The sequence below is a fragment of the Mycolicibacter algericus DSM 45454 genome, from assembly GCF_002086455.1.
Classification (GTDB): Bacteria; Actinomycetota; Actinomycetes; order Mycobacteriales; family Mycobacteriaceae; genus Mycobacterium; species Mycobacterium algericum.
In genome coordinates this window covers 24,029-37,721 of sequence record NZ_MVHC01000033.1, presented here as the reverse complement: position 1 = coordinate 37,721, position 13,693 = coordinate 24,029, and the positions used below count along the sequence as shown (strand labels likewise).

At 65.2% G+C, this 13,693-nt stretch carries 11 protein-coding genes; 8 read left to right on the top strand and 3 right to left on the bottom strand.

All coding sequences use genetic code 11. From position 1 onward, the window contains the following. Window positions 1-32 precede the first annotated feature (32 nt). The 5 genes from BST10_RS19630 to BST10_RS19610 all read left to right on the top strand — a co-directional run bounded on the left by BST10_RS19630 (window position 33) and on the right by BST10_RS19610 (window position 7,265). The gene (locus tag BST10_RS19630; protein WP_205277477.1) at window positions 33-1,499 is read left to right on the top strand and encodes an HsdM family class I SAM-dependent methyltransferase; all 1,467 of its coding nucleotides are present in this window, start codon (window positions 33-35) and stop codon (window positions 1,497-1,499) included. Continuing rightward, window positions 1,499-2,866: a restriction endonuclease subunit S gene (locus BST10_RS19625; protein WP_133054452.1), complete on the top strand. Its 1,368-nt coding sequence runs from the start codon at window positions 1,499-1,501 to the stop codon at window positions 2,864-2,866. Before BST10_RS19630 ends, BST10_RS19625 begins: the two co-directional genes overlap by 1 nt. 107 nt (window positions 2,867-2,973) lie before the next feature. Next, window positions 2,974-3,216, top strand: coding sequence for a type II toxin-antitoxin system RelE/ParE family toxin (locus tag BST10_RS19620; RefSeq protein WP_235673620.1), 243 nt, complete (start codon window positions 2,974-2,976; stop codon window positions 3,214-3,216). A gap of 31 nt (window positions 3,217-3,247) precedes the next feature. Then, on the top strand, window positions 3,248-4,324 hold the full coding sequence (locus BST10_RS19615; protein ID WP_083040077.1) for a helix-turn-helix domain-containing protein: 1,077 nt from the start codon (window positions 3,248-3,250) through the stop codon (window positions 4,322-4,324). 1 nt (window position 4,325) lies between these two features. After that, window positions 4,326-7,265: a type I restriction endonuclease subunit R gene (locus tag BST10_RS19610; protein WP_242665677.1), complete on the top strand. Its 2,940-nt coding sequence runs from the start codon at window positions 4,326-4,328 to the stop codon at window positions 7,263-7,265. A 57-nt stretch (window positions 7,266-7,322) separates the two neighbouring features. Here the strand turns inward: BST10_RS19610 and BST10_RS19605 are convergent, their stop codons facing one another. Both BST10_RS19605 and BST10_RS19600 read right to left on the bottom strand, forming a co-directional pair. Next, window positions 7,323-8,096: a PIG-L deacetylase family protein gene (locus tag BST10_RS19605; RefSeq protein WP_083040075.1), complete on the bottom strand. Its 774-nt coding sequence runs from the start codon at window positions 8,094-8,096 to the stop codon at window positions 7,323-7,325. Between the two features lie 6 nt (window positions 8,097-8,102). Further along, window positions 8,103-8,732 (bottom strand): DJ-1/PfpI family protein, encoded by a 630-nt coding sequence (locus tag BST10_RS19600; protein ID WP_083040073.1) that lies wholly within the window; start codon window positions 8,730-8,732, stop codon window positions 8,103-8,105. 38 nt (window positions 8,733-8,770) lie between these two features. On the opposite strand from BST10_RS19600, the gene BST10_RS19595 reads away from it, so the two are divergent. The 3 genes from BST10_RS19595 to smc are packed head-to-tail and all read left to right on the top strand — an operon-like array spanning window position 8,771 to window position 13,075. Continuing rightward, window positions 8,771-9,187 (top strand): OsmC family protein, encoded by a 417-nt coding sequence (locus BST10_RS19595; protein ID WP_083040071.1) that lies wholly within the window; start codon window positions 8,771-8,773, stop codon window positions 9,185-9,187. Then, complete coding sequence (locus tag BST10_RS19590; RefSeq protein WP_041318269.1) at window positions 9,184-9,462, top strand: acylphosphatase; 279 nt, start codon at window positions 9,184-9,186, stop codon at window positions 9,460-9,462. The genes BST10_RS19595 and BST10_RS19590 overlap by 4 nt, the downstream gene beginning before the upstream one ends. A gap of 19 nt (window positions 9,463-9,481) precedes the next feature. Further along, window positions 9,482-13,075 carry a chromosome segregation protein SMC gene (gene smc, locus BST10_RS19585; RefSeq protein WP_013829578.1) on the top strand — a complete coding sequence of 1,198 codons (3,594 nt, stop codon included), beginning with the start codon at window positions 9,482-9,484 and terminating at the stop codon, window positions 13,073-13,075. Here the strand turns inward: smc and BST10_RS19580 are convergent. Then, window positions 13,072-13,635, bottom strand: coding sequence for a Uma2 family endonuclease (locus BST10_RS19580; protein ID WP_083040069.1), 564 nt, complete (start codon window positions 13,633-13,635; stop codon window positions 13,072-13,074). The genes smc and BST10_RS19580 overlap by 4 nt on opposite strands. Between the last annotated feature and the right edge of the window lie 58 nt (window positions 13,636-13,693).

Sequence of the window (13,693 nt, the reverse complement as noted above, 5' to 3'; positions counted from 1 at the left end):
TACCTACGCGGAGAACCTTCTGACATGACTCCATCCTTCACAAGAAGTGGAGCCTCCGGACTCACCGGGGGGATTCAGGCGAGCACTGGACTCCTCGCGACGCAGTCCGGCTGATGACCCGGTTGATCTTCGAGCCGATCGCCGATGAGATCCCGTCGGGCACCTACCGCTTGTATGACGGTGCGATGGGAACCGGCGGCATGCTCACCGTCGCCGAAGACACCCTCAAACACCTCACCGAGCCTGCGGGCAAGAAGATCTCCACGCATCTCTACGGCCAGGAGATCAACGCCGAGACCTACGCGATCGCCAAAGCAGATCTGATTCTCAAAGGCGAAGGCTCCGCCGCCGACAACGTCAAAGGCGGTCCGGAGTATTCGACGCTGTCGAACGATGCCTTCGCGGGCCAGGAGTTCGACTTCATGCTCTCCAACCCGCCGTACGGCAAGAGCTGGAAGGCCGACCAAGACCGCCTCGGTGGTGCGAAGAAGATCATCGATCCGCGCTTCGTCGTCACCCACGACGGCGACAGCGAATACTCGCTCGTCACCCGCAGCAGCGACGGTCAGCTGATGTTCCTCGCAAATCTGATCTCGAAGATGAAGCGGGACACGCCGCGCGGCTCACGGATCGCTTCGGTGCACAACGGCTCGTCACTGTTCACCGGCGATGCGGGCCAGGGCGAGAGCAACATGCGCCGCTGGATCATCGAAAACGATTGGTTGGAAGCGATTGTCGCGTTGCCGCTGAAGATGTTCTACAACACCGGCATCGCCACCTACATTTGGGTGCTCTCCAACCGCAAGGAGGAGCGCCGGAAGGGCAAGGTGCAGCTCATCGACGCCACCGCATGGTCCACCCCGCTGCGCAAGAACCTCGGCGAAAAGGGTGTCGAGATCAGTACCTCCGATGCCGACAAGGTGCTCGACGCGTTCAAGGCCTTCGACGAGTACGGCGACCCCGACCACTCGAAAGTGTTCGACGGCATCGACTTCGGCTACTCCAAGATCACCGTTGAGCGTCCGCTGCGCATCCGAGGTGTCGACCGGCACAAGGTCTACACCGCCAAGGAGATCAAGGCGCTCAAAGAAGACGGCATTCGCGACGAGTCCGCGCCGCCGATCATCAAGAAGACGCTGCCATTCGCTGCTACACCCGATCCGCTGCATGGCCGCTACGAGGTCGTGATCGACGGCCGCAACCGCGTAGTCGAGTACGAGCCCGACACCGAACTGCGCGACACCGAGCAGGTGCCGCTCATCGAGCCGCCCGGTGAATTCGCGGACGGCATCGAGGCGTTCTTCCGCCGTGAGGTAACCCCGTACGCTCCCGATGCGTGGATCGACGAATCGAAGACGAAGATCGGCTACGAGATCTCCTTCACCCGACACTTTTACAGGCCCACGCCCATGCGGACACTCGCCGAGATTCAGGCTGACATCCGCGCACTGGAGGCCGAGACCGAGGACCTGATCGCCGAGATCGCGGGCGAGGAATGATGTTTCACGATCTGCCGCGCTATGGTGCGTACACGCCCGCTGGTGACTGGCTCGCTGAAGTTCCTGCCGGCTGGAGCTGGAAGCCTGCACGGACGATCTTTTCCGAGCGGAAGGAACCTGGTTTCGTAGATGAGCAGATGCTGTCAGTGACGATTGGACGAGGTGTCATCCGCCAAGCTGATCTGCTTTCGTCAACCGCAAAGAAGGACTCATCGAATCTCGACAAGTCCAAGTACAAGCTTGTCGAACCCGGTGACGTTGTCTACAACAAGATGCGCGCATGGCAGGGTGCCGCGGGTGGGTCGGCGTATCGGGGGATCGTTAGCCCCGCGTACATCGTGATGACACCGAGGTCTGATCTCACCGACTATTTCCACCACATTGTCCGGACACCGATGTTCGCAAAGGAAGCTGAGCGTTGGTCATACGGCATCACTTCGGACCAGTGGAGTCTTCGGCCGGAGCACTTCAAGATGATCCGCTTCCCGGTGCCACCGGCGGATGAGCAGGCGGCGATCGTGAAGTACCTCTCCCACGCGAACGCCCGGATCGACAAGGCCATCACGGCCAAGCGTCGACTCATCGCACTTCTCGAAGAGCAGATCCGTACGCAGGCAGATGTCGCGATAAGTGACCTGCCGACAGGTACCGCGGAGCCGCTCCTGGGGCGTGCTTTGCGCCGTATCGAACAGGGGATGAGTCCGACGGCTGTAGAAGGGGACTTGGCCAAAAACCAGTGGGCAGTGTTGTCGTTGTCGGCTGTGAACCGTGGGACTTTCGTCGCAGATGCCCTCAAGCCTGTTGACCCTGATCTGGCCGTACCGGCCGGACTTGAGCTCCGTGACGGGGATCTCCTTATGACCCGGTCGAACACTCGCGATCGTGTCGGTGATGTGGCGGTGGTCAGTGGCGTAAGACCGAGAACATTCATGTCGGATCTGATCTATCGGTTGGTTCCGTTAGAGGATTTTCTTAGTCCTGAGTACGCATCCGTCCTGCTGAGAACCCGTCGTGTGCGGTCGCAGATTGAGTCGTCAGCGCGTGGGTCAAGTGACACGATGCCTAAGCTTGCGCAAGCTCATATCAAAGGTTTGCGTGTTCCCGTTCCGACTCTCGACGTTCAACGCGGAGTGGTGGATGCGTTGGCACGCCAGGCCAAGCCGATATTGATGGCAGCAGATCGCGCAGGCTGCGAAGTTAGCCTCCTCCAAGAATTCCGCAGGCGGCTGGTCGCCGACGTGGTGACCGGCCAGGTCGACGTCCGGGCGATCGCGGCGACCCTGCCGGCCGCTCCCGAGGCGGTCGCCGATCTTGCTGCGGACTCCGATGACGAGTTGGAGGAGGTCGCGGAGGACTGTGATGACTGAGGCCACGCCTTCCCTGACTACGCCAAGAGTGTTACGATTTAGGTAACATTATGGAGTTGCGGTATGCGGACAACGAGCTGGAACGCCGATGCACCGACAAGCGCTACATGCAGCGCAAGCTCGGCGCGCAGGTATCGAAGGCGCTGCGTCTGCGTATCGATGAACTGCGTCGGGCGTCCGAGATGGCCGACCTGCTGTTTTTTGCGGGCAGATGGGAAGAACTGACCGGCGACCGGGCCGGACAGTGGTCGGGCCGGCTGACCGCGAACTGGCGGCTCGTCGTCAGCCCCGACGACGGCGGAACCACTACGGTTCTCGTCGTTGAGATCACCGACTACCACAAACGTTGACAACCACCACCACGCACGAAGGGAGCCAACCATGACCACCCTACCGAATTACGCCGTTGCTCCCGGAGAGCACATCCAGGAGTGGCTCGACGAGCACGGCATCAACGCCGCCGAGCTGGCGCGCCGCCTCGACGTCACCCCCAAGCATGTCTCGGAGCTGCTGTCGGGTAAGGCGCCGCTGTCGGCGACCGTCGCGCTCGGGTTGGAGCGGGTCACGGGTATCCCCGCTCGGATCTGGAATCGTTTCGAGGCTGGGTATCGCGAGGACCTGGCTCGCCTCGCGGAGGAAGACGAACTCACCGAACAGTACGAGCAGGCCAAGTGCTTTCCGCTCGGATACCTGCGCAAGTGGAAGTTCATCACGGCGCCGACCCGTGACAAGGCGGGAACAGTCCGTGAACTCCTGCCGATTCTCGGCATCGGCCACCTCGACGCGTTTGAGGCAACCTGGGTGCACGCCAAGGTCGCCTACCGCAAGGCCGCGCTCGAAACCGACAAAACCTACGAGCGCGCGACGTGGCTCGCGCTCGGGGAACGACTGGCCAAGATCGACGATCTGCCCGACTTCGACCAGGCCGCACTCGAAGCACTGATCCCGCAGTTGCGCGCGCTGACGGCGAAGCCGAACCCGGTTGCGGCGATTGCCGAGGCCGAAGCCAAGTTGCGGGACGTCGGTGTTGCGCTGTGCCTGATCCCGCCGATCCCGGGTTTTGGCGTGCATGGCGCAACCCGGTGGATTGCCGGACATCCCGTCGTGCAACTCTCCGTACGCGGCAAGAAGGACGATCAGCTCTGGTTCACCATCTTCCACGAACTCGGTCATGTGCTGTTGCACGGCCACAAGACAGTCTTTTTCCAGGGCAAGGACGGCACGCACGATACGGCCGAAGGCGAAGCCGACGAGTTCGCTTCACGAACTTTCGTACCGCAGGCTTACCGGGACCGGCTGCCCACCGGCCGCAACATCACTGCGGTACGCGAACTTGCCGGTGAACTCGGCATTGCGCCGAGCATCGTGCTCGGCCAGGCCCAACGTCTTACCGGCGATTTCAAGTGGGGCCACGAATTGAGAATCACCCTGGAGTGGGGCGCCGGGACGGGGGAATGACGTGCGGCGACTCAACGAAGAGAGCTTGGAAGCACTCATCGTCGACCAGATGACCGATGGCGGCTGGATCGAGGGCAAGCCTGGCGACTTCAACGCCTCGTACGCCCTCGACATCGGTGAGCTGGCGGCATTTGTCGGAGAAACCCAGCCGAATCACGTTGAGCCACTTGGGCTTGTTGCGGATTCGCCGGCCCGTCACAAGTTCCTTGCCCGGCTCCAAGGCGAGATCACCAAGCGTGGCGTCGTGCATCTGCTCCGCAACGGTGTCGACCACCTCGGCCACCATCTCGACCTCTATTACCCGACGCCGACCGATGGCAACGCCAAGGCTGCAGAGTTGTTCGCGGGCAACCGCTTCGCAGTCACTCGGCAGGTGCACCACAGCATCAGCAAGCCTGGCGACGCGGTCGACCTCGTCGCCTTCGTCAATGGACTCCCGATCTTCACCTTCGAGTTGAAGAACAACATCACCAAACAGACCGTGGAGGATGCTGTCGAGCAATACCAGCGCGACCGTGACCCGCGTGACCCGCTGTTTAGATTCGGGCGAACCATCGCACACTTCGCCGTCGATGACCAGCGAGTGAAGTTCTGCACCGAACTCAAGGGCAAGTCGTCATGGTTCCTCCCCTTCGATCAGGGCTACGACGATGGCGCGGGCAACCCGCCCAACCCCGACGGCATCAAGACCGACTACCTGTGGCGGCGCATCCTGGTACCGGCCAGCCTCGCCGGGATCATCGAGAATTACGCCCACATCGTTGAGGAGAAGGACCCGAAAACCGGCAGGAAGTCGTGCAAGGCGATCTTCCCCCGCTTCCACCAGCTCGACGTCGTACGTAACCTTCTCGCCGACGTCGCCGCACGTGGCGCCGGGCAGAAATATTTGATTCAGCACTCAGCTGGCAGCGGCAAGTCGAACTCGATCGCCTGGCTCACCCACCAGCTCACCGAAACCACCCACGCCGACAAAGTGGCATTCGATTCCATCATCGTCGTGACCGACCGGATCATCCTGGACAACCAGCTCACCCAGACGATCAAAGCGTTCATGCAGGTCGGTTCCACGGTGAAGCATGCCGACAAATCTGGTGATCTACGCCGCGCGATCACTGCTGGCAAAAAGATCATCATCACCACGGTGCAGAAGTTTCCCTACATCCTTGACGACATCGGGGCGGGTCACCGCGACCGCACCTTTGCCATCGTGATCGACGAGGCGCATTCTTCGCAGGGCTCCAAGACGTCGGCGGCGGTCTCGCGTGCACTCGCTAGGGTAGAGACTTCCGAGGAGGAAGAGGTCACATTCGAGGACCAGATCAACGCGATCATCGACAGCAAGAAGATGTTGCCCAACGCGAGCTACTTCGCGTTCACCGCAACGCCGAAGAACAAGACCCTCCAGATGTTCGGAGAACCGGTTGCGAATCCTGACGGCACAGTCGGGTACAAGCCGTTCCACTCTTACACGATGAAACAGGCCATCCAAGAGGGCTTCATCATGGACGTGCTGGCGAGCTACACCCCGGTCGGCAGTTACTACAAGCTGATGAAGACCGTCGCCGATGACCCAGAATTCGACGCTAAGCGAGCCTCGAAGAAGCTGCGTGCGTACGTCGAAGGCAACCAGCACGCGATCGCGCAGAAGGCGCAGATCATGGTTGAGCACTTCCTCGACCAACTGATCGCCAAACAGAAGATCGGCGGACAGGCGCGCGCCATGATCGTGACCTCGTCGATTCCGCGCTGCATCGAGTACTTCCACGCCGTTCGCGACGCGTTGGCTGCCCGCAAGAGCCCATATCAGGCCATCGTCGCGTTCTCCGGCGAACACGACTATCTGGGCGAGGCGGTCACCGAGGCCAGTCTGAATGGCTTCCCGTCAGCGGCTATTGCTGGAAAGATCAAAGAGGACCCCTACCGAATCCTCGTCGTGGCTAACAAGTTCCAGACCGGCTACGACGAGCCGTTGATGCACACGATGTACGTCGACAAGACACTGTCGGGAGTGCTTGCCGTGCAGACGCTCTCGCGCCTCAACCGGGCACACCCCGCCAAGCACGACACCTTTGTGCTCGACTTCGCGAACGACGCAGAGGCCATCAAGCGCGCCTTCGATCCGTACTACCGGACCACCGTGCTCTCGGAAGAGACCGACGCCAACAAGCTGCATGACCTCATCAACGACCTAGACGGCTTTGGCATCTATACGCCCGAACACGTCGATGCGTTCGTCAAGCTCTACTTGGCTGATGCCGGGCCCGATGAACTCCATCCCGTTCTCGATGCGTGCGTGGCAGAGTACATCGAGCTGCCCGACGAAGACGATCAGGTGAAGTTCAAGGGTGACGCCAAGGCGTTTTTACGCACGTACAACTTCCTGTCTGCCGTGCTTCCGTACGGCAGCGTCGAGTGGGAGAAGCGCTCGATCTTCCTCGACAACCTTGTGCCGAAGCTCCCCGCGCCCGCCGAAGATGACCTTGCCGCAGGGATTCTCGAGAACATCGATCTTGAGTCATATCGTGCTGAGAAGCAGATCGCGATGAAGATCGTGCTCGAGGACGAGGACGGGTCCCTGGAACCGGTTCCTGCCGCCGGCGGCGGCCATAGAGCCGAACCCGAGCTGGAGAAACTGTCGGAGATTCTGAAGAGCTTCAACGACCACTTCGGCAACATCGAGTGGGAAGATGCCGACCGCATTCAGCGCCGCATCACTGAAGAGATTCCGCGGATCGTTGCCGAGGACGAGGCGTACCGCAACGCGCAGGCCAATGATGATCCGGTGAACGCGCGCGTCGAGATGAACCGGGCGCTCGGCAAGGTGATGCTCAGTCTGATCTCGGACGAGACGCAGCTCTTCAAGGCGTTCCAGGACAACGAGAGTTTCAAACGCTGGCTTGAAGATGCCGTGTTCGAGGCGACCTACAAGAAGGGCGCGTGAGAACGCGAGGCATCCCAGACGGCTCGCGCGGTACTGAGCCGGGCCACCCGATCGCGATCACTCGAAGATGTCGCGGTACACCCGGCCCCGCGGCAACGCCGGATCGACGAACCACTCCCGCCCGAACATCAGGCCGGCAACCTGCGGGGGAAGCCGCAGCAATACCGCGAACAGGCGTGCCGTCGCGCGGTTTGCGCCGATCTGCGAACGGTGCGCGGCACAGGCGTCGCGTTTCTGCCGGGCGAACCGAAAGACGTTGATCCGGTGCGTGATCGCCGACCCGGGCGCATACGCGGTGCGCACCACGGCGCGCGGGTAAGGCGCGGGCAGTCGCAGCAGCGCAGCGGCGTTGGCGACCCGGGCCAGCGTCTCCCGGGGCATCGTCGCCTCCAGCACACGCGGTGTGCCCGCGATCTGGGCGGCCCGTTTGCCGACGTGATGGACCTGCACGTGATCACGGTGGCCGTAGCCGCCGTTGGCCTGGTAGCTCAACAGTAGATCGGCGTCCTCGTCGCGCAGGATGGCGGCCAGCCGCTGCGCGGCCTCCTCAACGTCGGCGCGGGCGAATCTGATCCGTCCCGGCGGGTCGGGATAGAACTCCGCCCCGAAGCCGCTGTCGGCGTAATCGAGACATTCGACCCGATGAACACCGAGACACTTTGCGCTCAAACGCAATTCGGTGAGCCGATCAGCGTCGCCGTTGTCCACCCGCCCGTCGGTCGCCGTCACCACAACCACGCGATGCCCGTCGGCGGCCGCCCGCGCCAGGGTTCCCCCGGTCAGGATCGCCTCGTCGTCGGGATGCGCGTGGAACGCGACGACGGTGGCCATGGCAGCTCAGCGCCGCAGCTGCGCGGCGCGGTCGCGAACGGCCTCACCGGCCTTGGCCAGTGAGCCGCAGTCAAAGGGCGGCTGCGGGTCGTATTCGATCATCAGCTGCACGGCCTGGGCCGCTTCGGTGTCCACCAGCAGTTCGACGAGCCGCAGCGCCATGTCGATGCCGCTGGACACCCCCGCGGAGGTCAGAATCCGCTGCGGCAGGTGCTCGACCACCCGCTGCTCCACGTAGCGGGCGCCCAGGTGTTCCAGCAGCTCGACGGCGCTCCAATGTGTGGTGGCGGTCAGGCCGTCCAACAGCCCGGCGGCGGCCAGCAGCAGCGAGCCCGTGCACACCGATGTGGTGAACCGGCTGTGGGCGTGGGCCTTTTGCAGCCAGTCGAGCAGGGGCGCGTCGTCGAGCAGCACTCGGGTCCCGATACCGCCGGGGACGACGACGATGTCCGGGCGGGGCAGCTCGTCGAACCGCGCGTCGCAACTCAATCCGAGCATCCCGTTGTCGCTGCGAACCTCACCGCGCTGGTGACCGACGAACACCACGTCGATGTCGGGAATCCGCTGCAGCACCTCATACGGCCCCACCGCATCCAATGCGGTGAACCGGCCGAACAGCGGAATCGTGACCTGCATGATGTCGCCGACCCTACGCCTGCTGCCAGACTGTTCCCATGACGAAGTTGTGGGTGGAACGAACCGGAACCCGGCGCTACACCGGCCGCAGTTCCCGCGGCGCACAGGTGCTGATCGGCAGCGAAGGGGTCGACGGCGTTTTCACCCCCGGCGAACTGCTGAAGATCGCGCTGGCGGCCTGCAGCGGAATGTCCGGCGACGCTGCGCTGGCCAGTCGGCTCGGCGACGGCTACCCGGCAACCATCCAGGTCAGCGGCTCGGCCGATCGCCAGCAGGAACGCTATCCGCTGCTGGAGGAAACCCTGGAGGTGGACCTGTCGGCCCTCGGTGACAGCGAAAAACAGCGGTTGCTGACCGTGGTGCGCCGGGCCGTCGACCAGGTCTGCACGGTCGGTCGCACACTGCGGGCCGGCACCGAGGTGCGCTTCGAGATCAAGGGCCAGGACGGCCGGTGACCGCGAGCGTTCGGCTCACCGCCTGGGTTCACGGGCACGTCCAGGGTGTGGGCTTTCGATGGTGGACCCGCTCGCGGGCGCTGGAGTTGGGCCTGACCGGGTACGCCGCCAACCGCCCCGACGGCCGGGTACAAGTCGTCGCCCAGGGGCCCCGGCAGGACTGCGAGCGGCTGCTGGACCTGTTGCGCAGCGGGGCCCCGCCGGGCCGGGTGGACACCGTCGTCACCGATTGGGGCGCCGCCGGCGCGCCGATCGACGGATTCAGCGAACGCTAGACCGGTAGTCTCACACCCCGTGCACCTCAAGAGTTTGACGCTGAAGGGCTTCAAGTCCTTCGCCTCGCCGACGACTCTGCGCTTCGAGCCGGGTATCACCGCGGTGGTCGGGCCCAACGGCTCGGGCAAATCCAATGTGGTTGACGCGCTGGCCTGGGTGATGGGCGAGCAGGGCGCCAAAACGCTGCGCGGCGGCAAGATGGAAGACGTCATCTTCGCCGGCACGTCCTCCCGCGCCCCGCTCGGGCGCGCCGAGGTCACCGTCACCATCGACAACTCCGACAACGCGTTGCCGATCGAGTACGCCGAGGTGTCGATCACCCGGCGGATGTTCCGCGATGGCGCCAGCGAATACGAGATCAACGGTTCGAGTTGCCGGCTGATGGACATCCAGGAGTTGCTCAGCGACTCCGGGATCGGGCGCGAGATGCACGTCATCGTCGGCCAGGGGCGGCTGGCGCAGATCCTCGAGTCGCGACCCGAAGACCGCCGGGCGTTCATCGAAGAGGCCGCCGGTGTCCTCAAACACCGTAAACGCAAGGAAAAGGCGGTCCGCAAACTCGACGCGATGTCGGCCAACCTGGCCCGGCTGACCGACCTGACCACCGAACTGCGCCGCCAGCTCAAACCACTGGGCCGCCAGGCCGAGGTGGCGCGCCGTGCCGCCACCATCCAGGCCGACCTGCGGGACGCCCGGTTGCGGCTGACCGCCGACGACCTGGTCACGCGGCAGACCGAGTTCGCCGGCGCAGGCGACGCCGAGGCGACGTTGCGCCGCGAACACGACCAGATCACCGAGCGACTGACGGCAGCCGCCGACGAGTTGACCGCCCACGAGTCCGCGGTCGCCACCTTGACGCAGCGCGCCGAGGCCGCCCAGCAGACCTGGTTCTCGCTGTCGGCGCTGGCCGAGCGGGTCAGCGCCACGGTGCGAATCGCCAGCGAGCGCGCTCAGCACCTCGACGAGGAGCCGATCACCACCGGCGGCGTCGACCCCGACGCGCTGGAGGCCGAGGCCGAGCAGGTGGCCGCCGGCGAGCAGCAGTTGCTGGCCGAACTGGCTGACGCCGGCACCCGGCTGGAGGCCGCCCGCGCCGAGTTGGCCGAACGCGAACGCCGCAGCGCTGAGGCCGAGAAGGCGCATCTGGCCGCGGTGCGTGCCGAAGCCGACCGTCGCGAGGGCCTGGCCCGGCTGACCGGTCAGGTGGAGACCGTCCGGGCGCGTGTTGAGTCGATCGACGCCCATGTGGCGCAGTTGTCGGGGCGCATCGAAGAGGCCGCCGCGCGGGCCCAGGCCGCGCAGGCGGAGTTCGAAACGGTGCAGGGCCGGGTGGGTGAGCTCGACCAGGGCGAGGTCGGCCTCGACGAGCAACACGAGCGGACGGTGGCCGCCTTGCGGCTGGCCGACGAGCGGGTCGCCGAACTGCAGGCCGCCGAGCGTGCCGCCGAACGGCAGGTGGCCTCGCTGCGCGCCCGCATCGACGCCTTGTCCATGGGGCTGGAACGCCGCGACGGCGCGGCCTGGCTGGTTCAGAACCACAGTGGTTCCGGACTTTTCGGGTCGATCGCCAAGCTGGTCAAAGTGCGCTCAGGGTATGAGGCGGCGCTGGCCGCGGTGCTCGGGTCGGCGGCCGACGCGCTGGCCGCGGAGAACGCCGGCGCGGCCCGTGCGGCGCTGCACGCGCTGAAGAGCGCCGACGGCGGACGAGCCGCGATCGTGTTGGGGGACTGGCCGCTGCCGCAGGCGCCGGAACAGCGTGCCGCCCTGCCCGATGGCGCGCAGTGGGCGCTGGACCTGGTTGACGCCCCGGACCGGCTGCGTGGTGCGATGACGGCGATGTTGTCGGCCGTGGCGGTGGTCGCCGACCTGCCCGCGGCGCTGGAGTTGGTGACGACCCGTCCGGGTGTGCGTGCGGTGACCCTCGATGGCGATCTGGTGGGTGCGGGCTGGGTGAGCGGCGGCTCGGACCGCAAACCGTCCACTCTGGAGATCAACAGCGAGATCGACAGAGCCCGCACCGAACTTGCCGGCGCCGAAACGCAGGTCGGCCAGCTCAGCGCGGCGCTGTCCGGCGCGCTGACCGAGCAGTCCGCTCGCCAGGATGCCACCGAGCAGGCGCTGGCAGCGCTCAACGAATCCGATGCCGCCATCGCCGCGACTCACGAGCAGCTGGGCCGGCTCGGTCACGAGGCCCGCGCCGCTGAGACCGAATGGCGTCGCCAGTTGCGGGAGCGCGCAGAACTGGAGGCCGGCCGGGCGCAGACGGTCACCGAACTGGGTGAGTTGGAGGCCCGGCTGCGCAACGCCGAGCAGGACCAGCCGACCGCCGCCGTGCAACCGGTGGACCGGGAGCAGATCGCGGCTGCCGCCGAGGCGGCGCGCGGTGTCGAGGTGGAGGCGCGGCTGGCGGTGCGCACCGCCGAGGAACGCGCCAACGCCGTTCGTGGCAAGGCGGATTCGCTGCGCCGAGCAGCCGCCGCCGAACGGGAGGCGCGAGTGCGCGCCGAGCAGGCCCGCGCGGCCCGCGCACTCGCTGCCACCACGGCGGCCGCGGTGGCCGACGCCGGGTCTGCGTTGGCCCGGCGCCTGCAACTGGTGGTGGCAGCGGCGTCACGCATCCGAGACGGGCTGGCCGGTGAACGCCAGCAGCGGGCCGCCGCGATGGCCACCGTCCGCGACGAGGTGAACTCGCTGAGCACCCGCATCACCGCGCTCACCGAGTCGCTGCACCGCGACGAGGTCGCCAAGGCGCAAGCCGCACTGCGCATCGAGCAACTCGAGCAGACGGTGCTCGAACAGTTCGGGATGAGCTCGCAGGATCTGATCGCCGAATACGGTCCCGATGTTCCGTTGCCGCCGACCGAACTCGAGATGGCCGAGTTCGAGCAGGCCCGCGAACGCGGCGAGCAGGTCACGGCCCCGGCCCCCATGCCCTTCGACCGGCCCACCCAGGAGCGCCGGGCCAAGCGTGCGGAGCGTGAACTGGCGGAACTGGGCCGGGTCAACCCGCTTGCGCTGGAGGAGTTCGCGGCACTCGAAGAGCGCTACAACTTCCTGTCCACCCAACTCGAAGACGTCAAGGCGGCTCGCAAAGACCTGCTCGACGTGGTCTCCGACGTGGACGCCCGCATCCTGCAGGTGTTCACCGACGCCTACGCCGACGTCGAGCGCGAATTCCGCGAGGTGTTCGCGGCGCTGTTCCCGGGCGGCGAGGGCCGGCTGTTGCTGACCGACCCGACCGACATGCTGACCACCGGCGTCGACGTCGAGGCTCGCCCGCCCGGCAAGAAGGTCAAGCGGCTGTCACTGCTGTCCGGCGGGGAGAAGTCGCTGACCGCGATCGCCATGTTGGTCGCGATCTTCCGGGCCCGCCCGTCGCCGTTCTACATCATGGACGAGGTCGAGGCCGCCCTGGATGACACCAACCTGCGTCGGCTGCTGGCGCTGTTCGAGATGCTGCGGGCCCGTTCGCAGCTGATCGTGATCACCCACCAGAAGCCGACCATGGAGGTCGCCGACGCGCTGTACGGCGTGACCATGCAGGGCGACGGGATCACCGCGGTGATCTCCCAGCGCATCCGCGGCGAAGAGCTGGTCTCCAGCCCGAGTTAGCCGGTCAGCTCGCCCAGGGTGAACCGCATGTCGACGGGCTCCTGCACCTGGACATGGTCACCGTCGCCCACGGGGACCGGCCGGTAGAGCTCGCGATCGAGGCGGTAGGCCAGAAACCACTCGGGGGCCTCGGCGTCGACGATCCAATAGTGCTCGATGCCGGCCTTGGCGTACTCGTGCAATTTCATCACGGTGTCCATCCGCCGCGAGCCCGGCGAGACGATCTCGACGACGAGCACCACATCGGTCGCCCGGATGCGGGCCGTACGTCCCTCGACCATGCCGCTGTGGATCACCACGATATCCGGGTCGCGGACACTGGGTGGAAACGAGGCGATGGTTGTCACCTCGATCTCGGCTAGCGCCTCCAGACCGTCGGGTAGGTGATCTTGCAGGAGGCGGGTGAGCTCTCGTGAAATGCGCTGATGGGTGATTTGGGGGCGCGGCGACATGATGATCGTTCCCTCACTGAGCTCCCATCGCCGCGTGTGGGCGACCTCAAGCGCGTCCCACTGCTCCAGGGTCATCAAGTCAAACGGCCCATCCAGCAGCTCGGACACAGTGCCCCCTCTCGATGGCAACTCGAATAGTTGCAGGTTACGCCCGACGGCGTGTTGA